The sequence below is a fragment of the Streptomyces sp. NPDC003393 genome (assembly GCF_053589015.1).
The window spans coordinates 41,570-64,230 of record NZ_JBSFRB010000007.1; the positions used below are offsets into that span (position 1 = coordinate 41,570).

The following is a 22,661-nucleotide window of genomic DNA, read 5'->3' on the forward strand; positions in this document are numbered from 1 at the left end:
CGGTGACGCCGCTGCAGTTTTCGCCGGTATCTCCGGAAACGGGTAAATCCGGTCCATGGCCGGAAAACGCCGGTCACCGGCCCTCGTCGCGGGCTTCTCACGGGGTCCGTCGCCGCACTCGCCGCTTTCAGCCCCGTCCCAGCGCCCGGGTCAGCTCGATCTCGATCACCACGCGGCACGGGTTCGGGCCCGGCGTGCGGCCGTAGCGTTCGGCGTAGCGCCGTACCGCCTCCGCGACCCGCTCCGGTTCCGTGCGGACGAAGGCGCGCCCCTCCAGCGTGGCCCAGCGCCGGCCGTCCACCTGGCACACCGCGACCGGCGCCCCCTGCTCCCCGGCCGTGAGCACGTGTCCCACCTTCGCGCTCGCCTTGTTGGTGATCACGCGGGCCAGTCGCGCCTGGGGGTCGTAGGTCACTCCCACCGGCACCACGTGCGGGGTGCCGTCGGGGCGCAGCGTCGTCAGGGTGCACAGGTGCCGCTCCTGCCAGAAACCGAGATAGGCGGGGTCGGGGGTGCCCGGGTCGAGGGTGTGGGTGGAGGCCATGGAAGGAACCTAACCCGAAACCGACGACCGGCCCGCCCTGCCTCTTGAGTGCTGCCTTGAGTGGAATAGACTCAACTTTGTGCACGTTGATTGAGTCAGCACTGGGAGACGTGGCAGAGCGCTGACGCCGGGAGGAGAGAAGCGACCGTGGACGCCGAGCTGACCAACAGGAGCCGGGACGCGATCAACGCGGCCGGGAACCGGGCCGTGACCGAGGGGCACCCCGACCTGACCCCTGCCCACCTGCTCCTCGCCCTGCTCGAGGGCCAGGACAACGAGAACATCATCGACCTGCTGTCGGCCGTCGACGCCGACCAGGCGTCCGTGCGCGCCGGCGCGGAGCGCGTGCTCGCCTCGCTGCCGAGTGTGACCGGCTCGACCGTCGCACCGCCGCAGCCCAACCGCGAGCTGCTGGCCGTGATCGCGGACGCGCAGAGCCGGGCGAAGGAACTGGGCGACGAGTACCTGTCCACCGAGCACCTGCTCATCGGAATCGCCGCCAAGGGCGGCGCGGCCGGCGAGGTGCTCGCCCGGCAGGGCGCCAGTGCGAAGAAGCTGCAAGAGGCTTTCCAGAAGGCGAGGGGAGGGCGCCGGGTGAGCACACCCGACCCCGAGGGCCAGTACAAGGCCCTGGAGAAGTTCGGCACCGACTTCACCGCGGCGGCGCGCGAGGGCAAGCTGGACCCGGTCATCGGCCGGGACCAGGAGATCCGCCGTGTCGTGCAGGTGCTCTCGCGCCGCACCAAGAACAACCCGGTCCTCATCGGCGAGCCCGGCGTCGGCAAGACCGCCGTCGTCGAGGGCCTCGCCCAGCGGATCGTCAAGGGCGACGTGCCCGAGTCGCTGAAGGACAAGCGGCTGGTGGCCCTCGACATCAGCGCGATGGTCGCGGGCGCGAAGTACCGCGGCGAGTTCGAGGAGCGGCTGAAGACCGTCCTGGCCGAGATCAAGGAGTCCGACGGCCAGATCATCACCTTCATCGACGAACTCCACACCGTCGTCGGCGCGGGCGCCGGCGGCGACTCGGCGATGGACGCCGGCAACATGCTCAAGCCGATGCTGGCGCGCGGTGAGCTGCGGATGGTCGGCGCGACCACGCTCGACGAGTACCGGGAGCGGATCGAGAAGGACCCGGCGCTGGAGCGGCGCTTCCAGCAGGTGCTGGTCGCCGAGCCCAGTGTGGAGGACTCCATCGCGATCCTGCGCGGGCTCAAGGGCCGCTACGAGGCCCACCACAAGGTGCAGATCAACGACTCCGCCCTGGTGGCCGCCGCGACCCTGTCCGACCGCTACATCACCTCCCGCTTCCTGCCCGACAAGGCGATCGACCTGGTCGACGAGGCCGCCTCCCGGCTGCGCATGGAGATCGACTCCTCGCCCGTGGAGATCGACGAGCTCCAGCGCGCCGTCGACCGGCTGCGCATGGAGGAGCTGGCGCTCGAGAAGGAGACCGACGCCGCCTCGCGCGAGCGGCTGGAGAAGCTGCGCCGCGACCTCGCCGACAAGGAGGAGGAGCTGCGCGGCCTGACCGCCCGCTGGGAGAAGGAGAAGCAGTCCCTCAACCGCGTCGGTGAGCTCAAGGAGCGCCTGGACGACCTGCGCGGACAGGCCGAGCGCGCCCAGCGCGACGGCGACTTCGACACCGCCTCCAAGCTGCTGTACGGGGAGATCCCGACCCTGGAGAAGGAACTGGAGGCCGCCTCGCGCGCCGAGGAGGAGGCCGCCAAGGACACCATGGTCAAGGAGGAGGTCGGCCCGGACGACATCGCCGACGTGGTCGCCTCCTGGACCGGCATCCCGGCGGGCCGCCTGCTGGAGGGCGAGACGCAGAAGCTGCTGCGGATGGAGGAGGAGATCGGCAAGCGGCTGATCGGCCAGTCCGAGGCCGTGCGCGCCGTCTCCGACGCCGTGCGCCGCAGCCGCGCGGGCATCTCCGACCCCGACCGGCCCACGGGCTCCTTCCTCTTCCTGGGCCCCACCGGTGTCGGCAAGACCGAGCTGGCCAAGGCGCTCGCGGACTTCCTCTTCGACGACGAGCGGGCGATGGTCCGCATCGACATGTCGGAGTACAGCGAGAAGCACAGCGTGGCCCGGCTGGTCGGCGCCCCGCCCGGCTACGTCGGCTACGAGGAGGGCGGGCAGCTCACGGAGGCGGTGCGCCGCCGCCCGTACAGCGTGGTCCTGCTGGACGAGGTGGAGAAGGCCCACCCCGAGGTCTTCGACATCCTGCTCCAGGTGCTCGACGACGGCCGCCTGACCGACGGCCAGGGGCGCACGGTCGACTTCCGCAACACGATCCTGATCCTCACGTCCAACCTGGGCAGCCAGTTCCTGATCGACCCGATCACCAGCGAGGAGCAGAAGAAGGAGCAGGTCCTGGAGTTGGTCCGGGCCTCCTTCAAGCCGGAGTTCCTCAACCGGCTGGACGACCTGGTGGTCTTCTCGGCCCTGACCAAGGACGAGCTGAGCCGGATCGCCCGGCTGGCGATCGACCGGCTGGCGCGCCGCCTCACCGAGCGCCGCCTGACCCTGGAGGTCACGCCGGAGGCCCTGGCCTGGCTGGCGGACGAGGGCATGGACCCGGCCTACGGCGCCCGCCCGCTGCGCCGCCTGGTGCAGACCGCCATCGGCGACCGGCTCGCCAGGGAGATCCTGTCCGGCGAGATCAAGGACGGCGACACGGTCCGCGTCGACCGGTTCGGCGAGGGCCTGCTCGTGGGCCCGGCGACCGGCAAGACGCTGTAACGCCCGCGCGCTGACGCGGCCCGTCACTCGGCAGCCGGGTGACGGGCCGCGGCGTTCATAGCGTGAACGCCGCGATCCGCACCAGGGCGGCGCCCGCGTCCTCGTACACCACGCCGATCCGTACCGCGTCGGCGCCCACGCCCTTCGGCAGCCCTCGCCGGTGGCCGAGTTCCGGACACAGATCCGCGTCGTCGGTGCAGAACTCCGTCTCCGGCGCCGGTGCGTCCGGACAGGTCCGGCGCAGCCAGTCGCGGACACCGGCCCGTGGCATCCGGAAGTCGGCGTCGTAGGAGACGTCCTGCCGGCTGCGCTCCACGCACTCCCCGACCGGTGTGCCGCCGTCCGGAAGGGCCGCCCCGCCGAAGGCCAGAGCCTGAGCGCAGGAGACCGCCTTGGCCCCGCCGCCGAGTGGGTACTCGGAGTCCGAGAAGGCCATGCCCACGAAGGCGACGAGGAAGGCGAGCAGGGCCATGGCCGGCAGCACCGCGACCGCCGCGACCAACCAGCACCGGGTCCGGCCCCGCGGCACCGCACTGGCGCCGGGCTGCTCGGCCCTCCCGGTCCGTGTCCGTGCCATGACCCCCGCCCCACCCGCCCGACGTCCACCTGTCGGCCGGATCATGTCAGCCCAGGGCTGACAACCGCCCGGCGGGCTTGCCACGCCCCTCCCCGCATGGGGGAGGATGGCGGGATCCGTACGAAGGGAAAAACACGGTGAGCATCGACCCGTCCTCGATTCCGAACTTCGGGGGCCAGCCCGAGCCGCAGCCCCAAGGACCGGCGGGCCCCGTCGTCCCGGATCAGGATCTTGTGAAGCAGCTCCTGGACCAGATGGAGCTCAAGCACCTCGTCGACGAGGAGGGTGACCTCGTCGCGCCGTGGGAGCAGTTCCGCACGTACTTCATGTTCCGCGGCGAGGCCGACCAGCAGGTCTTCTCGGTGCGGACGTTCTACGACCGGCCGCACAAGATCGACGAGAAGCCGCAGCTGCTGGAGTCCATCGACGACTGGAACCGGCGCACCCTGTGGCCGAAGGTCTACACCCACACCCACGACGACGGCACCGTCCGCCTCATCGGCGAGGCGCAGATGCTGATCGGCATGGGCGTGAGCCTGGAGCACTTCGTCTCCTCCACGGTCAGCTGGGTGCGGGCCGCGCTGGAGTTCGACCGGTGGCTCGTCGAGCAGCTCGGCCTGGAGCAGGAGATCAACGGGGCGGAGGGCCCCGAGGACGGCGCGTCCGGGAACGACGAGGCCTGATCCCGCCGTCCCGCACGCCCCCAGGCGAGTGAGAGCCCGGCCAGGGCACAGGTCACCGAGACCGTGTGCCCGGGCCGGGCTCTCGCCATGAGCGCGTGAGCGTCCGAGCGGTGCTCCGCCGCCTCAGCCCGCCAGCGCCTTCAGCCGCCGGGCCGCCTCTTCCAGCACCGGGATCTGCTTGTAGAAGGCGAACCGGACGAACGGCGCGCCCTCATCGCGGTGGTCGTAGAAGACGGCGTTCGGGATGGCGACCACGCCGGCCCGCTCGGGGAGCGACCGGCAGAAGGCGAAGCCGTCCGTCTCGCCCAGCGGGCGGATGTCGGTGGTGACGAAGTAGGTGCCCGCGGGCCGGAACACGGTGAAGCCCGCATCCGCCAGCCCCGCCGCCAGCACCTCCCGCTTGGCCCGCATGTCCTCGCGGAAGGCCGCGAAGTACGACTCCGGGGACGCCAGCGCCTCGGCGACCGCGTACTGGAACGGCCCCGAGGCCACGTACGTCAGGTACTGCTTCGCCGATCGCACCGCCGTCACCAGGGAGGGCGCCGCCGTGACCCAGCCGACCTTCCAGCCGGTGAACGAGAAGGTCTTGCCGGCCGAGCCGATCGTCACCGTCCGCTCGCGCATCCCGGGCAGGCAGGCGAGCGGGACGTGCTCGGCGTCGTCGAAGACCAGGTGCTCGTACACCTCGTCCGTGACCACCAGAAGGTCCCGTTCGACGGCCAGTTCGGCGATCGCGGTCAGCTCCTCGCGGGTGAGCACCGTGCCCGTCGGGTTGTGCGGGGTGTTGATCAGCAGCAGCCGGGTCCGGGCGGTCACCGCGGCCCGCAGCTCGTCCAGGTCCAGCCGGAACGACGGGCCGTCCTCGCCGTGGTGCGGGCGCAGCGTCACCGGCACCCGCCGTCCGCCCGCCATCGCGATGCAGGCCGCGTAGGAGTCGTAGTACGGCTCCAGGGCGACCACCTCGTCCCCGGGCTCCAGCAGCGCCAGCAACGCGGCCGCGATGGCCTCGGTGGCACCCGCGGTGACGAGCACCTCGGTGTCCGGGTCGTACGACAGCCCGTACCGCCGCAGCTGGTGGGCCGCGACGGCGGTACGCAGCTCGGGAACGCCCGGGCCCGGCGGGTACTGGTTGCCGCGTCCCTCGCGCAGCGCCCGCACCGCCGCCTCCCGGATCTCCTCGGGCCCGTCGGTGTCGGGGAAGCCCTGCCCCAGGTTGATCGCCCCGGTCCGGGCGGCCAGGGCGGACATCTCGGCGAAGATCGTCGTCCCGAACTCGGCGAGCCGGCGATTGAGGAAGGGGCGTGCACTGGAGGTCATGCCGGCCATCCTGCGCCGAAGCTCTGGGGTTCCTCAACACTGCTTCGCTGATCGGCACCTGCGCCGGTACCCGAAGCACCGTCTCCGAGCAGGGAAAGAGCCGTCGCCGACTGTCGTCGTCTGTCGTCGTCGAGCACCCCCGCACGGCCCAGCGACGACCCAGCTGGCAGGCGGACTGGGTGACCTCCGTTGTCAGTACGTCTTGTTCGGCTGACGCGAGCCGTACGGTACCCGGCCTCGCGGGCGCACGCTTTCCACCTGTCCGCCCGACCGTCCAGGGGTGTCCGTAGACGTTCAAGCGGCACGTCAGGCGGGGTACGCGTACGGCGGGGACGGAAACTGAGACGGCCGCACCCCTGACCGCAGCACGGGAGACGGCCCGCGGCCCGTTGCCGGAGCCGCCGTCATTCGTGGAGCTAGGCTGCTTTGGCCGCCGCACGTACGCCCGAGGCGGGTTCCTGTGCGTCCTCCAGCGGCAAGGTCTCGTCTTCCTCGAAGTGAGGGGCCTGGAAGGGGTTGGTCGCCGGGGGCGGCGATGCTGCAGTGGCGCAGCGGGGTTGGCCTTCCAGGGCGGAGAACAGCGATGTCAGTTCGATGAGAGGACTCTCTTTCGTTACAGGTCCCTGCAGGGGCCCGGGTGTGCCGTGACCGGCCACAGCGGTCCTACAGCTTGGTCATCTTGGCGTACGGGCTCAAGATCCGCATTTGCGCCGGGCCGAAATCCACGAGCGCCGCGACTCCGTCCTCTACGCCGATTACTCGACCGAGGCCGTACATGTCGTGTGTGACCTGGTCGCCCACGGCGAAGTGCTTGGCAGCCGGCGTGACCGGGGGCTTGAAGGGGCTGGTGGGCAGATGACGCTTCGGCGCAGCAGGCTTTGTCATGACTCAGTATGCGCCTACCTGTATCCCGTTCGCTGTGGCCGTCGGCACAGATCCGGACGGGACAACCGGTTCATGTCATTGACCTGGGGTTTCTGAACCCTGGTGAGGCGAAACTGGACGGAAAATCCCTCTTACTGACCGTGGCTGGCCCTTGCATCTGGCACGGTTGTGGCACGAACTTCAGCCGACGACAGCCAGCCACGACGGCGGGTGCGCCGAGCGACCAGGCGATGTCTCGCTGCACCCCCACGGGCCCCAACCACGATGCAGTGCCGTCGAGGGGAGCAAGCCGCGCCGACGGGCCGTGGGGACGGAGCAGAGTTGATCGCCTCGCAAAGCCCTCAGCCTGGGAAGCTGCGAGCATTCGGGGCGGGTACGGCTGCCGAGCTGGGCGATCGCCCGGTAACGGGTCTCATCGCCCTTGGCCGCTTTCCCCGTGATTCCCCGCTGTTCCCCGTTCTGTCTGGTGCGCTTGTGGTGCTGCGATCGCGTCCTCGCCTGGTGTCGTCGACTCGTCGGCTTCGCCGTACAGGTTGGCGCGGAGGCGCTCCTTGGGACGTGCCGGAGGGGCCGAAGGTGTCCGCCCGGCTGGTCTTCACGGCTGAGCAAGGGGGCATGGTGTGGCGGAGCAACTTCAACGGCAGGGAGTGGAAGCCCGCTCTCGCGGTCGCGGGCCTCATCCCGGAAGCGGACGATGACGGCAAGGACGAGTCGGCGCGCGAGCACGGCATGCACGCCCTCCGGCACTTCTACGCCTCCGCGCTCTTGGACGCGGGCGAGAACATCAAGGCCGTCAGCGAGTACACGGGGCATGCCGACCCGGCGTCGACGCTACGGGTCTACGCCCACCTGATGCCCGACAGCCGTGAGCGCGCCCGGCGTGCCATCGACAACGTGTTTGAGCGTGCTTCCCGGGGAGATGACGGCCCACAGGCGGCCCAGTGAGACTCCCACGGCCCCTGATCTGCTCTTCTTGCAGGTCAGGGGCCTTTTCTTTGCGTTGACCCTCAGAAGTTCCTCAAGTGTGCTTTGGCCGGTGCGGCGGCCGGGCATCCCCGCATCACGCACCGAGTGCAGGCGCCCACGGGGGGCGTTCCGGGGAGGGTTCCCGGGGGGAGCGGAAGGAGCGTGACGCCATGGTCTTCGGCATCGTTCTGGCGGTGATCGCGGTGCTGTTCGTGGTCTCGATGGCCTCCGGGGCGCGCGGCCGGTCAAGAGGCGGCCGGAACGTACGGCTGTCCAAGAGCGGCCGGCGCGTACGGGCCTACGGGGGGAGCGCGAGCGGCGGCGGTGGAGGCTGGTGGGTGGCGGGGGACGGCGGCTCGTCGTCCGGCGGGCACCACTCGGGTGGACATCACTCGGGCGGGCACCACTCCTGTGGAGGGCACTCCTCGTGCGGTGGGTCCTCCTCCTGCGGCGGCGGTTCGTCGTGCGGTGGCGGTTCGTCGTGCGGTGGCGGAGGCGGCTGCGGCGGAGGCAGCTGACACCGGCCGTCGGCTTCGGGCCGCCGGGCTTCGGGTGGCAGGGTTCGGGCGGCCGGGCTTGGGGGTGGCCGGATTCCGGCACCGGACCGGCAGGTCTGGCAGGCCCGGCGGGACTCGCCTGGGCCTGTCGGCGCGTCGGGCGCCGTCGTGCGCGCCCCGGCGTGCGCCGTGGTTGAACAGTTGAGCAGGTAGGCCCTCTGAGGGATGGAAAGCCTACGAACTTGGGTAAAAACGCTGTGGCGGCGCCACCGTTCATGATTCCCTTCTCACACGCCGACGCAGCCCCCAGGACGTCCTGCTCACACCTCTTCGAACCGGGCTGACCGGGCCATCACCGCCCTGTGGACCGGGGCGTGCCGGCCCAAGTCCCCTTTTCTTCTTCGTTCTTTGCGTGCTTGCGGAGCCGATCCATGCTCACGACCCTCAACACCTCCTACACCGACACGCGTGCGGCCGACCTCGCCTGGGCCCTGGGGCGCGAGCCGCTGCCTGCGCTGGCCACCCTCGATCTCGAACTGTCGGGGAAGAAAGTGCAGTTGAGACTGCTCGGCGCCTCCCACCAGGTGCTGCTCGAGGAAGAGCGGGGCATCTGCTCGGAGACGGTGGCGTGCATCGCGGGCTCCAGCACGCCCCTGCCGCTCGGCGTCGCCAAACGCGTCGGCGACTGGGAGTACGAGTTCGCGGCGCGAGTCGAGGAACTGCCGCCGGGTTCGTTCGCCGGCCGTGCCCAGGAACTGCTGGCCCTCGTCTCCGACCATCCGCACGGGCTCGCCGGCGTGTTCCCGGGCAGCCCGCACGCGTTCACCGCGCTGCTCGCGCAGGAGAGGGAGGGGCAGGTGCACTGGCGGACCTGGCACGCATACCCGCAGGACGGCCAGTTGGTGGCGACCCGCACCCGGGTGGGCGTGCGGCCGCGTGCGCGCGTCCCCGTCAACTGACCGGCGACGAAACCGAATTCGACGACGTACGCCCTGCGCGCGGTCGGCCGTCGAACGCCTGCCTCTGTGGGGGGTGTCGCCGCCGAGCGGGTGTCCCCCGCGCCAGTTCCCGTCCATCGGCGTCTGTGCGCGGGTTGACGCCAACTCCGTGGTCTCAAACCACAGATGCCTCAAGGGCCTCATTTTCCACACGTGTGGGTGACGAAGCGTGCCACACCCGTGACGTAACGTCGCAGTCGTGATCGATCCGCACGCCCCGGCCCCGCCCGGCACGGTCCCGTCCTTCCCGGTGTCATCCCGGCGCGGCCCCGCGAGGTTGCCCGTCCGGCCGGGAACCGGCCGGTTCCTCGTCCTGGTGGGCGTCTTCGTCTGTGCGGCCTGCGGACTCGTGTACGAACTCGAACTGGTCGCGCTCGCCTCCTACCTGATCGGCGACTCGGTCACCCAGGCGTCCGTCGTGCTGTCCGTCATGGTGTTCGCGATGGGCATCGGCTCGCTCGCCGCGAAGCGGCTGCGCCGGCGTGCCGCCGTCGCCTTCGGCGCGGTCGAGGCCACGCTCGCGCTCGTCGGCGGATGCAGCGCCATGGCGCTGTACGCCGTCTTCGCCTGGACCGGGGACTGGGGCGGCCTGTGGGCGAACGGCCCGCGGTGCCTCCTGGTCGCCTTCTCGCTCGCCATCGGTCTGCTGATCGGCGCCGAGGTGCCGCTGCTGATGGAGCTGATCCAGCGCATCCGCCGGCAGGACGCGGGCGGCGCGGTCGCCGACCTGTTCGCCGCCGACTACGTCGGTGCCCTCGTCGGCGGTCTCGCCTTCCCGTTCCTCCTGCTGCCGCTGCTGGGCCAGCTGACCGGGGCGCTGCTCACCGGCGCGGTCAACGCGGTGGCCGGCGGGACACTGGTGCTCGGCCTGTTCCGGCGGGACCTGACCCGGCGCGGACGCTGGCTGCTGCTCGTGGCCAACCTCGTCGTGCTCGGCCTGCTCGCCTCGGCCGCCGCCCTGGTCGGCGACTTCGAGCGCGCGGCACGGCAGGCCGTGTACGGCGGCGACGTCCGCGTGGCCGAGCGGACCGGCGTCCAGGAACTCGTGCTCACCGGCGGCACCCACGGCCGGCCGTTGGACCTGTTCCTGGACGGGCGGCTGCGGGTCGCCGGCCAGGACGAGCGCCGGTACCAGGAGGCGCTGGTGCACCCCGCGATGACCGGCCCGCACGCGCGCGTGCTGATCCTCGGCGGTGGCGACGGCCTCGCCGCCCGCGAGGTGCTGCGCCACCCCGGTGTACGCCGCGTGGACATCGTCGAACTGGACCCGGCCGTCGTCCGTCTGGCGCGCACCGACCCGGGACTCGCCCGGCTGAACGGGCACGTCTACGGCGACCGCCGCGTCCATGTGACCGTGGCCGACGCCTTCGGCCGGCTGCGCGGGGCGCCGACAGGGGCGTACGACGTGGTCATCGAGGACCTGCCCGACCCGGGCATCACGGCGAGCACCAAGCTGTACGCGCAGGAGTTCTACGGGCTGGCCCGGCGCGCCCTGGCGCCCGGCGGGCGGCTGGTGGTGCACGCGGGGCCGGTGGGCTCGCGCCCGCGCACCTTCTGGACGGTGGAGGCGACGATCCGGGCGGCCGGCCTGCGGACGGTCGCCTACCGTGTGCGCGGCGGCGACTCCGGTTCCGCCGCCGGACCCGACCGGACGACCGGTGCCGCCCGAGCGCCCCGCGACTGGGGTTTCGTCCTGGCCTCCCGCACCCCGCCGGTCCTGGCCCTGGATCCCCGCGCCCCGCGTCCGCGCACGCTCACCACGGCCACCCTCGTCGCGGCCGTCCGCGCCGCCGCCGGCACCCGCGTCCCCGGCCTCGCGCCCTCGACCCTCGTCGCCCCGCGCTACAGCGACTGAGGCAACGTTCCTGTAGGCGGCCTGAGGCGTGAACAGGGCCGCCGAGGTGCTGTCGGGGTCGCCTGGGCGGCCCGTTCCCCCTTCACACAGGGGCGGAACGGGCCGTCTCTCCCAAGCGTCCCCCGTGATCCCCCGTGCTTCCCCCGCTTCGGCGGCCCCCTGCCACCGTCGCCCCACGAACGTACGGGCGCTCCGGAAGCGGCGGAATCCGTCATCGGGTGGATCTCCTGCCCACCCTGCGCGGCAGCCGCGCGGTTCCTGCGTCTTTCGCGGTACCGCGAAAGGCTGACGTCGCGGCCCACGCGCGGGTCTACCCTGCGGCGATGCGGATCCACCCCCTCACGGTCGACGGGCTGACGGCCCTCGTGCCGACGACCGTCGCGTGCCTGCTCGGCGCCGAGGCCGCCACACAGGGATGGCCGCCGCTGGACGTGTTCGCCTGGACGCTGGTCGCCCTGGCCAACCTGCCGCTCGCGCTGCGCGGCCGCGCCCCGCTCACCGTCTTCGCCGTCGTCCACCTGTGCTGGACCCTCTACGTCACCTCCGGGTATTGGCCGGTGGTGAACTCGCCCGCCGCGATGGTCGCCCTGTACGCGGTGGCCGCCACCCGGTCCAACCGGGTCACCGGGGCGTGCGCCGCGCTGATGGGCGGTGTGTGGATCTACGCCGGAGCGATCAGCGACTCGGACGCGATGGCGTCCGTCGTGGGCCAGGCGATCGGATACCCGCTCGTGCTGTGGCGGTTCGGGTACGTCGCCCGCAGGACCGCCGGGCTGACCGTGCGTCTCCGCGCCGAACAGGCCGAGCGGGCCCGGCGCGAGGTCGCGGAGGAACGCGTGCGGATCGCGCGCGAGCTGCACGACGTGGTCGCCCACCACATGGCGGTGATCAACGTCCAGGCGGGCCTCGCCCGGTTCGTCTTCGACTCCGACGCCCGCACCGCGCGCGAGGCGCTCGCCACCATCGCCGACACCGGCGGCGAGGCGCTGGTCGAGCTCAGACGCATGCTGGGTCTGCTGCGCGCGGACGGCGCGGACGGCTCGGGGGAACACGGTGCCGCCACCGAGCCGACACCCGGCCTCGACCGGCTGGAGGAGATGGCGGAGCGGGTCCGCGCGGGCGGCGTCCCGGTCGACCTGAGGGTGCAGGGCCGGCCGAGATCGCTGCCACCCGGAGTACAACTGTGCGTCTACCGGGTGGTCCAGGAGGCCCTGACGAACGTGCTCAAGCACGCACCCGGCGCCGCCGCCACCGTCGAACTCACCTATCGGGCAGGCGAGATGGCGGTGTCGGTCACCGACGACGGGCGGTCGGAGGAACACGGAAGGGGGGCGGATCAGGACACAATGCCCGGACCTGGCGGCCATGGGTTGATCGGCATGCGCGAGCGGGCCAAGCTCTATGGGGGGACGATCGTCGTCGGCCCGCGGCGCGAGGGTGGATTCGGCGTGCATCTGACCCTGCCGACGTCGGAACGGACGGCACGCCGGGGAGACTCCGTCACGGGATGATCAGAGTGCTGGTGGTCGACGACCAGTTCCTCGTGCGCAGCGGGCTGGTCGCGCTGCTGCGCGCCGCCCCCGGCATGGAGGTCGTCGGGGAGGCCGCCGACGGGGCGGAGTCGGTGACCCTGGCCGCGAAGACGCGGCCGGACGTGATCCTCATGGACATCCGCATGCCCGGGATGACCGGGATCGAGGCGACCCGGCGGATCCTCGCCGAGGCGGCGGACCCGGCGCCCCGCGTCCTGATCCTCACCACCTTCGATCTCGACGAGTACGTCTACGGCGCCCTGCGGGCCGGCGCGGCCGGTTTCCTCCTCAAGGACGCGGGCCCGGAGCGGCTGCTGGCGGCGGTGACCGCCGTGCACGGCGGGGACTCCCTGTTCGCCCCGGTGGTCACCCGGCGGCTGGTGGAGGCGTTCACACAGCGGGCGGAGACCCCTTCGGCGGCCGCGAAGGCGCCGGCCGGACTGCGCGCGCTGACGAGCCGCGAGCTGGAGGTCCTCCGGCTGGTCGCCCGGGGCCTGACCAACGCCGAGGCCGCCGACCGCCTCTTCATCAGCGAGGCGACGGTGAAGACCCACCTCAACCGCGCCATGGCCAAACTGAGCGTGGCCAGCCGGGCCCAGGCGGTGGTACTGGCCTACGAGTCGGGCCTGGTCCGCCCCGGCGGCGAGCACTGACCGACGCCGGCCCCGCGGCGCGAGCACGCGCGGGGCGGGGGAGCAGGGCGTGGGGGCGGGGACCGAGTGGGGGTGGGGCAGAGGCGAGCAGGGCGTGTGGGCGTTGCGGGCGAGGAGAGGGTATTCCCGGCCCGCACTGGGTACGCTCGGCTGACATGGAGCACGAGGTGTTCGTTGCGGTTCCGGCCCGGCGGCTGCGGGCGGCGCTCGCCGACCCCGCACGGGTCGCCCGGGCGGTGCCCGGACTCCAGCAGGACCCGGGCGCCGAGCCCCTCGCCGGCCGGCTCAAGGTGCGCGTCGGCAGCCACTCCGTCACCTACCGCGGCACCCTGCGCGTCCTCGCCCGCGACGACGGGTCGTACGGTGTCGAGGGCGCCGCCACGGAGTCCCGTGGCACGGGCTCGGCGGAGATCGCGCTCGTCATCCGGCTGCGCGACACCGACGACGGTTCGGCCCTCGTCTTCGACGGCACCGCCTCGGCCGGTGGCCGGCTCACCGAACTAGCCCCGGACGCCGTACGCGCCGCGGTGATCCGGCTGGTGAACCGTTTCGCGGAGAATCTGGCGGCAGAGGCAGAGGCAGAGGCGGCGGAACCGGTGGAGCCCACCGCATCCCCCGAGCATGTCGAGTCCGCCGAGGCCCTGGCGACGGAGGACTTCGCCCCGCTGGCGACGGGCGACTTCGAGGCGTCACCGGACGCGGACGACGCGCCCGTACCGCCCCCGGAGGACGCCCCCTGGCCGCACCTTTCCGAACCCGGTCCCGTCGAGCACGTCTCCGTCTTCGACACCGAGGTCCCGCCGTCCTCCCTCGACCCCCTCGCCGAGGACGACGACCACGAGGCCGCGGCAGAAGAGTCGGACGAGAGAGAGGAAGCCGACGGCGCAGCCGAGGCCGGCGACGCGGACGACGGGGAAGACGAACCGGACCGTGACGACGAGGACATGTCCCTCGCCGAGGGCTTCGACGAGGCCGCCGAGCCCCCCGCCGAGGCGGCGCACGCACGGCGGACGATGATCGGGCGCAGCGCGGAGGAGGTGGACCACGCCCCGCCGCGCGGCCGCTACGCACCCGTGCCCGCACCGCTCACCGTCTCGGCCACGCCCACCCTGCGCTGGGCGGCTCCCGCCGCCGCGCTGGTCGTGGCCTCGGCGATCGTCGTGGGCCGGGCTCTCAGACGCCGCCGGTGACGACGCGGCACTCGCCACCGCGTGCGGGGCGGCGCGCGGAACGCCCTGTCGGCCGTGCCAGTAGCCTCGTCGCGTGAGTAACGAAGACATCACGCTGACCGCGGGCGACGCGGAAGCGACCGTGCAGCCGGGCAACGGCGGCCGCATCGGAGGGCTCCGGGTGGGCGGGCTCGAACTGCTCCGCCAGGGCGAGAGGTTCGGCTGCTTCCCGATGGTTCCCTGGTGCGGCCGGATCCGGGAGGGCCGGTTCCGGGACGGCGCCACCGTCCACCAGATGCCGCTCAACTCCCCGCCGCACGCCATCCACGGCACCGCCCGTGACGGTGCCTGGCACACGGCCCGCGTCTCGGCGGACGAGGCGGTGATCACGTACGACCTGGTCGACCCCTGGCCCTACCCCGGCCGGGTCACCCAGGTGGTCGCCCTCACCGAGGACTCCCTGACGCTGACGATGTCCGTGGAGACGTACGCCTCCTCCTTCCCGGCGCAGATCGGCTGGCACCCGTGGTTCCACCGCAACCTCGGCGGACCCGGCGCCCAGGACGTGCGGCTGGACTTCACCCCGGCCTGGCAGGAGGAGCGCGGCGACGACCACCTGCCCACCGGTCACCGCGTCGACCCGGGGCCCGGCCCGTGGGACGACTGCTTCGGCATGCCCGACGGCGTCGACGTCACGCTCACCTGGCCCGGGCAGCTGGAGCTGAAGGTGACCAGCCCCGAGAAGTGGGTCGTCGTCTACGACGAGCAGGAGGTCGCGGTCTGCGTGGAACCGCAGACCGGACCGCCCGACGGGCTCAACACCCACCCGCACCTGGTCACGCCCCTGGAACCGCTGGAGGCCACGACGACCTGGAGCTGGCGCCGCGCTTAAGCTGACTGCCATGAGTGACGTTCGCGGCGAGCTGCTGCAGCAGATCAAGGACAAGGCCGTGGTGCACGGCAAGGTGACGCTGTCGTCGGGCAAGGAGGCCGACTACTACGTCGACCTGCGTCGCATCACCCTCGACGGGGTGGCCGCCCCGCTGGTGGGTCAGGTCATGCTCGACCTGACCGCCGACCTGGACTACGAGGCGGTCGGCGGCCTCACCCTGGGCGCCGACCCGGTGGCCACCGCGATGCTGCACGCCTCCGCCGCGCGCGGCAGGACGCTGGACGCGTTCGTCGTGCGCAAGGCGGGCAAGGCGCACGGCTTGCAGCGTCGTATCGAGGGCGCCGAGGTCGCGGGCCGCAGGGTCCTCGCCGTCGAGGACACCTCCACCACCGGCGGTTCGGTCCTCACCGCCGTCGAGGCGCTGCGGGAGGCCGGCGCCGAGGTCGTCGGCGTCGCCACGATCGTGGACCGGGCGACGGGCGCCGCCGAGACGATCGCCGAGAAGGCGGGCGTGCCGTACGTGTTCGCGTACTCGAAGGACGACCTGGGCCTGGACTGAGGCACGGGTGGTGGCGTGGTCCGGAGCGGGATCCGGGCCGCACGACCCACCCCCACGGGCGGTCCGCGACCCGGCATCCACAGGTTGGAAGGGTGTCCGAAGCAACCGGCATCTTCTGCGAAGATGGGGCCGACGATGACGTCACTCCCTAGGTCAGGGCCGTAAACACGCAGAACGCACCCCGCACATACAAGGAGCGGACAGATGCCCATCGCAACCCCCGAGGTCTACAACGAGATGCTCGACCGGGCGAAGGCAGGCAAGTTCGCCTACCCGGCCATCAACGTGACGTCCTCCCAGACCCTGAACGCGGCACTGCGCGGGTTCGCGGAGGCGGAGAGCGACGGCATCGTCCAGATCTCCACCGGTGGCGCCGAGTTCCTCGGCGGCCAGTACAGCAAGGACATGGTCACCGGCGCCGTGGCCCTGGCCGAGTACGCGCACGTGCTCGCCGAGAAGTACCCGGTCAACATCGCGCTGCACACGGACCACTGCCCGCAGGGCAAGCTCGACGGGTACGTGCGTCCGCTGCTCGCGGTCTCCGAGGAGCGCGTCAAGGCCGGCCGCAACCCGCTGTTCCAGTCCCACATGTGGGACGGCTCCGCGGAGACCCTCGCCGACAACCTCGCCATCGCGCAGGAGCTGCTGGTCCGCACCGCCGCCGCCAAGATCATCCTCGAGGTCGAGATCACCCCGACCGGTGGTGAGGAGGACGGCGTCACCCACGAGATCAACGACAAGCTGTACACCACGGTCGACGACGCGATCCGCACCGCCGAGGCCCTCGGCCTGGGCGAGAAGGGCCGCTACCTGCTGGCCGCGTCCTTCGGCAACGTCCACGGCGTCTACAAGCCGGGCAACGTCGTGCTCCGGCCCGACCTGCTGAAGGAGCTCAACGAGGGTGTCGCGGCCAAGTTCGGCCGTCCCGCCGACAGCAAGCCGTTCGACTTCGTCTTCCACGGCGGCTCCGGCTCCACGGAGGAGGAGATCCGCACCGCGCTGGAGAACGGCGTGGTGAAGATGAACATCGACACCGACACCCAGTACGCCTTCACGCGTCCGGTCGCCGACCACATGTTCAAGAACTACGACGGCGTCCTGAAGGTCGACGGCGAGGTCGGCTCCAAGAAGACCTACGACCCGCGCACCTGGGGCAAGCTGGCCGAGGCGTCCATGGCGGCCCGCGTCGTGGAGGCCTGCGGCAACCTGCGCTCGACGGGCACGAAGATCAAGTAACGCGGCCGGCCCTCCCGGGGCCTCGCCCGTCTTCATCTGTCCGTGACGGATCCGGTGCGCCGAGCGCCGGGTCCGTCGCTCGTCTGGCCCCGTGGCGGCTGACGCGGGATGATCCCACCATGCCCGACATCCGGCTGTCGTCCGCACAGGGCAAGTGGATCCTGTTCACGACAGTGCTCGGCTCCAGCATGGCGATGCTGGACTCGACCGTCGTCAACGTGGCCCTGCCCCGCATCGGCCACGACCTGAACACGAGCCTCGCCACCCTCCAGTGGACGGTCAACGCCTACATGGTCACCCTGGCGGGCCTGATCCTCCTCGGCGGCTCCCTCGGCGACCTGTACGGCCGCCGCAGGATCTTCGTGCTCGGCGTGGTCTGGTTCGCCGTGGCGTCCCTGCTGTGCGGCATCGCCCCCGGCTCCACCCTGCTCGTGGCCGCCCGCGCCCTGCAGGGCATCGGCGGCGCCCTGCTGACCCCCGGCTCCCTCGCCCTGATCCAGGCCTCCTTCCACCCCGACGACCGGGGCCGGGCCGTGGGCCTGTGGTCCGGGTTCGGTGGCATCGGCGCGGCGGTCGGCCCCTTCCTCGGCGGCTGGCTGGTGGACGGCCCGGGCTGGCGCTGGGTCTTCCTGCTCAACGTCCCGCTCGCCCTGCTCTGCGTCCCCGTCGCCCTGCGGCACGTCCCCGAGTCGACCGGCGGCGTCGCCCCGGCCGGGCCCGGCGGAGCCGGCGCGGCGGCCGGGAAGGCCCGCGCCCACGGTCACTTCGACGTGCTGGGCGCCACCCTCGGCGCCGTCTCCCTCGCCCTGGTGACGTACGCCCTGATCGAGGCCCGCGGCGGCTCACTGGCCGTCGCGCTGACCGCCATCGCCGGAGTGGCCGCCGCCGTCGCCTTCGTCCAGGTCGAGAAGCGGGTGCCCGACCCGATGATGCCGCTCGGCATCTTCGCCTCCCGCCAGTTCACGGCGGTCAACCTGGTCACCCTGTGCGTCTACGCGGCCTTTGGCGGCTTCTTCTTCCTCACCACGCTCCAGCTCCAGGTCGTGGCCGGCTACTCGCCGCTGCAGGCGGGCACCGCCCTGCTGCCCACGACCGTGCTCATGCTGCTGTTCTCGGCCGGCTCGGGCGCCCTCGCCGACCGGATCGGGCCGCGTGTCCCGCTCACCGTCGGCCCACTGCTGTGCGCGGGCGCGATGCTGCTGATGCTGCGCGTCGGGAAGGACGCGGACTACGTCACCGACGTCCTGCCCGCCCTGCTGGTCATGGGCGCCGGCATGGTCGTCCTGGTCGCCCCGCTGACCGCCACCGTCCTCGCCTCGGTCGACACCTCCCGGGCGGGCCTGGCCAGCGGCATCAACAACGCGGCGGCCCGCGCGGCCGGCCTGATCGCGGTGGCCGCGCTGCCGCTGCTGGCCGGGATGGGCCCGGAGGCGTACCGCTCGGCCGACGCCTTCGACGCCGCGTTCCGGCGGGCGATGCCGATCATCGCGGCGGTGCTGGTGGCCGGGGCGATCCTCGCCTTCGCGACCGTGCGCCGCCCCGGCCCCGCGTGCCGCCGCCCCGAGTGCCGCACCCACGGCCTCGTGACGACCCCGCCGCTGGAACCGGACCCGCGGGCCTGAGCCGAGGGCTGCCGGGCGGGCGCACCACGCCCGCCGGGATGCCGCAGACTGAAGCCATGAGTATTCACGAGAACCTTCTCGGCGGTCCGCCCCCCACCCATCTGCCCGACGACCCGGAGCCCCGCGAGCTCCTCGCGCAGGGCACCTCGCCCGCCGACGTCGCGGCGCGGTACCCGGCGTCCTCGCTGGCCTGGGCACAGCTGGCCGACGACGCCTTCGAGCGGGGCGCGGCCGTGGAGTCGTACGCGTACGCCCGTACCGGCTACCACCGCGGTCTGGACGCCCTGCGGCGCAACGGGTGGAAGGGCCACGGCCCGATCCCCTGGGAGCACGAGCCCAACCGCGGTTTCCTGCGCGCCCTGCACGCCCTCGCCCGCGCCGCGCAGGCGATCGGCGAGCAGGAGGAGTACATGCGCTGCTCGCAGTTCCTGAAGGACTCCTCCGAGACGGCCGCTCAGACTCTGGGCTGAGCCGCACGCCGGGACGTACGCGGGGACACGCGGCGACACGCGGGACGCAGGACGCAGGTGGACCGCGCCGCCCGTGACCCGGCCTCGTGCGTCACCGGTCCGCCTGCGTGACCTGGCCCGTCTGTGTGATCAGACGGGCCTTGCGATCTCCGTGGGTGTTGCGCAGGATGCGGGTGGGGACCGGGGCCCCCGTGCCGGCATCGGCAGGGGCGGACCGCTACCCGGAGTACATGCAGGAGACAGCGATGTCCCACCAGGCTCACCCGACCCCTCGGCCCGACGAGACCGCTGAGCCCGAGACCCCGCATCTCGACTTCGAGGGCACGACGCCGTACGAGGACTACGTCAAGGCGGACGTGCTCACCCACCTCCAGCACACCCTCTCCGACGATCCCGGAGAGATGGTCTTCCTGGTCACCACCCAGGTCATGGAGCTGTGGTTCACCGTCATCGTCCATGAGTGGGAGACCGCGGCCGCAGCCCTGCGCGCCGACGACGTGCCGTCGGCGATCGCCGCGCTGAAGCGGTCCGTACGCGAGCTGGAGGCGCTGAACGCCTCCTGGAAGCCGCTCGGACAGCTCACCCCGGCCCAGTTCAACAGCTACCGCGGCGCCCTCGGCGAGGGCTCCGGATTCCAGTCGGCGATGTACCGCCGGATGGAGTTCCTGCTCGGTGAGAAGTCCGCGTCGATGCTCGTCCCGCACCGGGGCGCGCCCCGCGCCCACGCCGAACTGGAGAAGGCGCTGCACGAGCCGAGCCTCTACGACGAGGTGCTGCGGCTGCTCGCCCGGCGCGGGCACGCGGTCCCGGACACCGTCCTGCACCGCGACGTGTCGCTGCGCTACGAGCCGTCCGAGCAGGTGGAGGCCGTCTGGACGGAGCTCTACGCCGGCGACGAGGACGCCGAACCCGCCCGGCTCGGCGAGGCCTTGACGGACGTGGCGGAACTGGTGTGGCGCTGGCGCAACGACCACCTGGTCGCCACCCGCCGCGCGATGGGCGCCAAGCAGGGCACCGGCGGCTCCGCCGGGGTGGCCTGGCTGGAGAAGCGGGCGCAGAAGAACGTGTTCCCCGAGCTGTGGACGGCGAGGTCCCATGTCTGAACCGGCACTGCGCGCGGAGAAGCTGGACGCCGCCGACGAACTGGCGTCGGTGCGTTCGCGGTTCGTGCTGGACGACGTGGTGTACCTGGACGGCAACTCGCTCGGCGCGCTGCCCGCGAACGTCCCCGGCCGGGTCGCCGACGTGGTCCGCCGTGAGTGGGGCGAGCTGCGCATCCGCTCCTGGGAGGAGAGCGGCTGGTGGACGGCGCCCGAGCGGATCGGTGACACGATCGCCGGGCTGGTCGGCGCGGCACCGGGCCAGATCGTGGTCGGCGACTCCACGAGTGTCAACGTGTTCAAGGCGCTCGTGGGCGCCGTACGGCTCGCGGGCGGGGGCCGGGACGAGATCCTGGTGGACGCCACGACGTTCCCCACGGACGGGTACATCGCCGAGTCGGCGGCCCGGATGACGGGGTGCGCGCTGCGCCCGGTGGCCCCGGTCGAGGTGCCGGAGGCGGTGAGCGACCGCACGGCGGCCGTGCTGCTCAACCACGCCGACTACCGCACCGGCCGGCTGCACGACCTGCCGTCGCTCACGGCGGCGGTGCGGGCGGTGGGCGCCGTGTCGGTGTGGGACCTGTGCCACACGGCGGGTGCGCTGCCGGTGGGGCTGGACGAGCACGGAGTCGACCTCGCGGTGGGCTGCACCTACAAGTACTTGAACGGGGGCCCGGGCGCACCGGCGTACCTGTACGTCCGCCGCGACCTGCAGGACCGTTTCGACTCCCCGCTGCCGGGCTGGAACTCGCACGTGGAACCCTTCGGCATGCGGCCGTCCTTCGAGCCGGCGGCGGGCGCGCTCCGCGGCCGGGTCGGCACCCCGGACATCCTCTCCATGCTCGCCCTGGAGGCGGCGCTCGAAGTCTGGGAGGGCGTGACGGTGACGGCGGTCCGCGCCAAGTCCCTCGCCCTGACGGACTTCTTCCTGGAGTGCGTCGAGGCGTACGTGCCAAAGGGCCTGGTGGAGTCCCTGACCCCGCGGGCGCACGCGGAGCGTGGCAGTCAGGTGGCGCTGCGCTGCCGGGACGCGGGTGAGGTGATGAAACGCCTGATCGACCGGGGAGTGGTGGGCGACTTCCGCTACCCGGACGTGCTCAGGTTCGGTTTCACCCCGCTGTATGTGGGTTTCGGGGACGCGGAGCGGGCCGCGAGAGTGCTGGGGGAGGTGCTGCACCCGGCGTGAGAGCCGGACGCCGGGACGCCGGGACGGTCCGGGGCGTGAAGCGGTGCGGGGTGCCGCCGTCGCGGCGGCACCCCCACGGACGAACACCCACGTCATCGTCCTGATACCGTCACCGCCATCTCACCTGGTCCGCCGAACCCCGTTACACCGCTGAGAGGTTGGAGCATGCCGGACGCCGCCGCTGCCAGAGCCGCCGCCGAAGAGGAGTCCGCCTTCTCGCACGCGATCGTGGACCCCGACGGCACCGCCGCGTACGGCGCCCACCCCGACCAGGTGATCGACTTCTACGCCCCTCGTGCCACCGCACCCGCCCTGTCCCCGCTGGTCGTCGTCCTGCACGGCGGGGCCTGGCGGGCGCCGTACGACCGTCGGCACATCACCCCGTTCGCGGCCTTCCTCGCCCGTCGGGGCTTTGCCGTGGCCAACGTCGAGTACCGGCGTGGCGGCGCCGGCCCGGACGGCGCGGTGCAGGACGCGGTGGCGGGCCGCTGGCCGGAGACGTTCGACGACGTGGCGGCCGCGCTGGACGCGCTGCCCGCGCTCGTACGGAAGGTGCTGCCGCAGGCGGACACGCGGCGCACGGTGATCACCGGCCACTCCGCGGGCGGTCACCTGGCCCTGTGGGCGGCGGCCCGGCACGTCCTGCCCGCCGACGCGCCCTGGCGCACCGACCGGCCCGCGCCGCTGCGGGGCGTGGTGGCGCTCGCGCCGATCGCGGACTTCGCGGTCGCCGGGAAGCTGAACGTGTGCGGCGGTGCGGCGCTGCAACTGCTCGGAGGCGCGGACGAGTTCGACGTACGGCGGCCGTATGCCGACCCGGCCCTGCTGCTGCCGACGGGCATCGCGACCACGCTGGTGCAGGGGCGTGCGGACGTGGACGTTCCGGAGGAGGTGGCCGAGTCGTACACGGAGGCGGCGGCCAAGGCAGGCGAGGTCGTCGGGCTGACCCTGCTGGAGGACGTCGGCCACTTCCCGCTGATCGACCCGGCGGCGGACGCGTGCGCGGTGGTGGCGGAGGAGATCGCGCAGCTGGCGTGGTGAGCCGCCGAACCCGGGGGTGTCAGACCCGTAGTACCTGAGAGCTACGGCACGGAACAGCTCTCGGGCGGGACGCGGACGACGCGGCCGGATCCGTAATTTCCCCTCTGGACGAGCCCGACGGGCGGGCGGAGCGG

General features: G+C 72.3%; 19 protein-coding genes and 1 pseudogene. 16 read left to right on the forward strand and 4 right to left on the reverse strand.

From position 1 onward, the window contains the following. Positions 1-127: 127 nt before the first annotated feature. Positions 128-544, reverse strand: coding sequence for a pyridoxamine 5'-phosphate oxidase family protein (locus tag ACWDUZ_RS09590; protein WP_451631246.1), 417 nt, complete (start codon positions 542-544; stop codon positions 128-130). Between the two features lie 147 nt (positions 545-691). Here ACWDUZ_RS09590 and clpB point away from each other — a divergent pair, with 147 nt between their 5' ends. Then, positions 692-3,289 (forward strand): ATP-dependent chaperone ClpB, encoded by a 2,598-nt coding sequence (gene clpB / locus ACWDUZ_RS09595; RefSeq protein ID WP_451631247.1) that lies wholly within the window; start codon positions 692-694, stop codon positions 3,287-3,289. Between the two features lie 55 nt (positions 3,290-3,344). Here the strand turns inward: clpB and ACWDUZ_RS09600 are convergent, their stop codons facing one another. Continuing rightward, a complete protein-coding gene (locus tag ACWDUZ_RS09600) occupies positions 3,345-3,866 on the reverse strand; it encodes a hypothetical protein (RefSeq protein ID WP_451631248.1) in 522 nt (173 codons plus the stop codon). A gap of 137 nt (positions 3,867-4,003) precedes the next feature. Here ACWDUZ_RS09600 and ACWDUZ_RS09605 point away from each other — a divergent pair, with 137 nt between their 5' ends. Next, complete coding sequence (locus ACWDUZ_RS09605; protein WP_451631249.1) at positions 4,004-4,549, forward strand: YbjN domain-containing protein; 546 nt, start codon at positions 4,004-4,006, stop codon at positions 4,547-4,549. Between the two features lie 123 nt (positions 4,550-4,672). Here ACWDUZ_RS09605 and ACWDUZ_RS09610 read toward each other — a convergent pair whose 3' ends face one another. Beyond that, positions 4,673-5,875 carry a pyridoxal phosphate-dependent aminotransferase gene (locus ACWDUZ_RS09610; protein ID WP_451631250.1) on the reverse strand — a complete coding sequence of 401 codons (1,203 nt, stop codon included), beginning with the start codon at positions 5,873-5,875 and terminating at the stop codon, positions 4,673-4,675. Positions 5,876-6,529: 654 nt separating this feature from the next. Then, entirely contained in the window at positions 6,530-6,751 is a 222-nt protein-coding gene (locus ACWDUZ_RS09615) for a hypothetical protein (RefSeq protein WP_451631251.1), read from the reverse strand. Positions 6,752-7,300: 549 nt separating this feature from the next. On the opposite strand from ACWDUZ_RS09615, the pseudogene ACWDUZ_RS09620 reads away from it, so the two are divergent. The 14 genes and pseudogenes from ACWDUZ_RS09620 to ACWDUZ_RS09685 form a co-directional block, all read left to right on the forward strand. Continuing rightward, positions 7,301-7,696: pseudogene (locus ACWDUZ_RS09620) on the forward strand (tyrosine-type recombinase/integrase); the annotation flags it as partial. A 949-nt stretch (positions 7,697-8,645) separates the two neighbouring features. Continuing rightward, positions 8,646-9,173, forward strand: coding sequence for a DUF2617 family protein (locus ACWDUZ_RS09625; protein ID WP_451631252.1), 528 nt, complete (start codon positions 8,646-8,648; stop codon positions 9,171-9,173). A 238-nt stretch (positions 9,174-9,411) separates the two neighbouring features. Then, positions 9,412-11,067 carry a polyamine aminopropyltransferase gene (locus tag ACWDUZ_RS09630; RefSeq protein WP_451631253.1) on the forward strand — a complete coding sequence of 552 codons (1,656 nt, stop codon included), beginning with the start codon at positions 9,412-9,414 and terminating at the stop codon, positions 11,065-11,067. A 323-nt stretch (positions 11,068-11,390) separates the two neighbouring features. Beyond that, a complete protein-coding gene (locus ACWDUZ_RS09635; RefSeq protein WP_451631254.1) occupies positions 11,391-12,578 on the forward strand; it encodes a sensor histidine kinase in 1,188 nt (395 codons plus the stop codon). After that, positions 12,575-13,252 carry a response regulator gene (locus ACWDUZ_RS09640; protein WP_451631255.1) on the forward strand — a complete coding sequence of 226 codons (678 nt, stop codon included), beginning with the start codon at positions 12,575-12,577 and terminating at the stop codon, positions 13,250-13,252. The genes ACWDUZ_RS09635 and ACWDUZ_RS09640 overlap by 4 nt, the downstream gene beginning before the upstream one ends. Positions 13,253-13,407: 155 nt before the next feature. Continuing rightward, positions 13,408-14,442 carry an SRPBCC domain-containing protein gene (locus ACWDUZ_RS09645; RefSeq protein ID WP_451631256.1) on the forward strand — a complete coding sequence of 345 codons (1,035 nt, stop codon included), beginning with the start codon at positions 13,408-13,410 and terminating at the stop codon, positions 14,440-14,442. A gap of 73 nt (positions 14,443-14,515) precedes the next feature. Then, positions 14,516-15,313 carry an aldose epimerase family protein gene (locus ACWDUZ_RS09650; RefSeq protein ID WP_451631257.1) on the forward strand — a complete coding sequence of 266 codons (798 nt, stop codon included), beginning with the start codon at positions 14,516-14,518 and terminating at the stop codon, positions 15,311-15,313. 10 nt (positions 15,314-15,323) lie between these two features. After that, complete coding sequence (pyrE, locus tag ACWDUZ_RS09655) at positions 15,324-15,872, forward strand: orotate phosphoribosyltransferase (protein WP_451631258.1); 549 nt, start codon at positions 15,324-15,326, stop codon at positions 15,870-15,872. A gap of 204 nt (positions 15,873-16,076) precedes the next feature. Beyond that, the gene (gene fbaA, locus ACWDUZ_RS09660) at positions 16,077-17,108 is read left to right on the forward strand and encodes a class II fructose-bisphosphate aldolase (protein ID WP_451631259.1); all 1,032 of its coding nucleotides are present in this window, start codon (positions 16,077-16,079) and stop codon (positions 17,106-17,108) included. A gap of 119 nt (positions 17,109-17,227) precedes the next feature. Further along, positions 17,228-18,730: an MFS transporter gene (locus tag ACWDUZ_RS09665; RefSeq protein ID WP_451631260.1), complete on the forward strand. Its 1,503-nt coding sequence runs from the start codon at positions 17,228-17,230 to the stop codon at positions 18,728-18,730. Positions 18,731-18,786: 56 nt separating this feature from the next. Continuing rightward, positions 18,787-19,200 (forward strand): DUF3151 domain-containing protein, encoded by a 414-nt coding sequence (locus ACWDUZ_RS09670; protein WP_451631261.1) that lies wholly within the window; start codon positions 18,787-18,789, stop codon positions 19,198-19,200. Positions 19,201-19,445: 245 nt separating this feature from the next. Further along, entirely contained in the window at positions 19,446-20,303 is an 858-nt protein-coding gene (locus tag ACWDUZ_RS09675) for a tryptophan 2,3-dioxygenase family protein (RefSeq protein ID WP_451631262.1), read from the forward strand. Beyond that, the gene (gene kynU / locus ACWDUZ_RS09680) at positions 20,296-21,486 is read left to right on the forward strand and encodes a kynureninase (protein ID WP_451631263.1); all 1,191 of its coding nucleotides are present in this window, start codon (positions 20,296-20,298) and stop codon (positions 21,484-21,486) included. Before ACWDUZ_RS09675 ends, kynU begins: the two co-directional genes overlap by 8 nt. A 165-nt stretch (positions 21,487-21,651) precedes the next feature. Continuing rightward, positions 21,652-22,527 carry an alpha/beta hydrolase gene (locus ACWDUZ_RS09685; protein WP_451631264.1) on the forward strand — a complete coding sequence of 292 codons (876 nt, stop codon included), beginning with the start codon at positions 21,652-21,654 and terminating at the stop codon, positions 22,525-22,527. The last annotated feature ends 134 nt before the right edge of the window (positions 22,528-22,661 follow it).

Bases quoted from the DNA above. Each gene is read 5' to 3' on its own strand.
- ACWDUZ_RS09590 (WP_451631246.1), bottom strand. From the start codon at position 544: ATGGCCTCCACCCACACCCTCGACCCGGGCACCCCCGACCCCGCCTAT.
- ACWDUZ_RS09600 (WP_451631248.1), bottom strand. From the start codon at position 3,866: ATGGCACGGACACGGACCGGGAGGGCCGAGCAGCCCGGCGCCAGTGCG.
- ACWDUZ_RS09610 (WP_451631250.1), bottom strand. From the start codon at position 5,875: ATGGCCGGCATGACCTCCAGTGCACGCCCCTTCCTCAATCGCCGGCTC.
- ACWDUZ_RS09615 (WP_451631251.1), bottom strand. From the start codon at position 6,751: ATGACAAAGCCTGCTGCGCCGAAGCGTCATCTGCCCACCAGCCCCTTC.
- ACWDUZ_RS09625 (WP_451631252.1), top strand. From the start codon at position 8,646: ATGCTCACGACCCTCAACACCTCCTACACCGACACGCGTGCGGCCGAC.
- ACWDUZ_RS09635 (WP_451631254.1), top strand. From the start codon at position 11,391: ATGCGGATCCACCCCCTCACGGTCGACGGGCTGACGGCCCTCGTGCCG.
- ACWDUZ_RS09640 (WP_451631255.1), top strand. From the start codon at position 12,575: ATGATCAGAGTGCTGGTGGTCGACGACCAGTTCCTCGTGCGCAGCGGG.
- ACWDUZ_RS09645 (WP_451631256.1), top strand. From the start codon at position 13,408: ATGGAGCACGAGGTGTTCGTTGCGGTTCCGGCCCGGCGGCTGCGGGCG.
- pyrE (WP_451631258.1), top strand. From the start codon at position 15,324: ATGAGTGACGTTCGCGGCGAGCTGCTGCAGCAGATCAAGGACAAGGCC.
- fbaA (WP_451631259.1), top strand. From the start codon at position 16,077: ATGCCCATCGCAACCCCCGAGGTCTACAACGAGATGCTCGACCGGGCG.
- ACWDUZ_RS09665 (WP_451631260.1), top strand. From the start codon at position 17,228: ATGCCCGACATCCGGCTGTCGTCCGCACAGGGCAAGTGGATCCTGTTC.
- ACWDUZ_RS09670 (WP_451631261.1), top strand. From the start codon at position 18,787: ATGAGTATTCACGAGAACCTTCTCGGCGGTCCGCCCCCCACCCATCTG.
- ACWDUZ_RS09675 (WP_451631262.1), top strand. From the start codon at position 19,446: ATGTCCCACCAGGCTCACCCGACCCCTCGGCCCGACGAGACCGCTGAG.
- kynU (WP_451631263.1), top strand. From the start codon at position 20,296: ATGTCTGAACCGGCACTGCGCGCGGAGAAGCTGGACGCCGCCGACGAA.
- ACWDUZ_RS09685 (WP_451631264.1), top strand. From the start codon at position 21,652: ATGCCGGACGCCGCCGCTGCCAGAGCCGCCGCCGAAGAGGAGTCCGCC.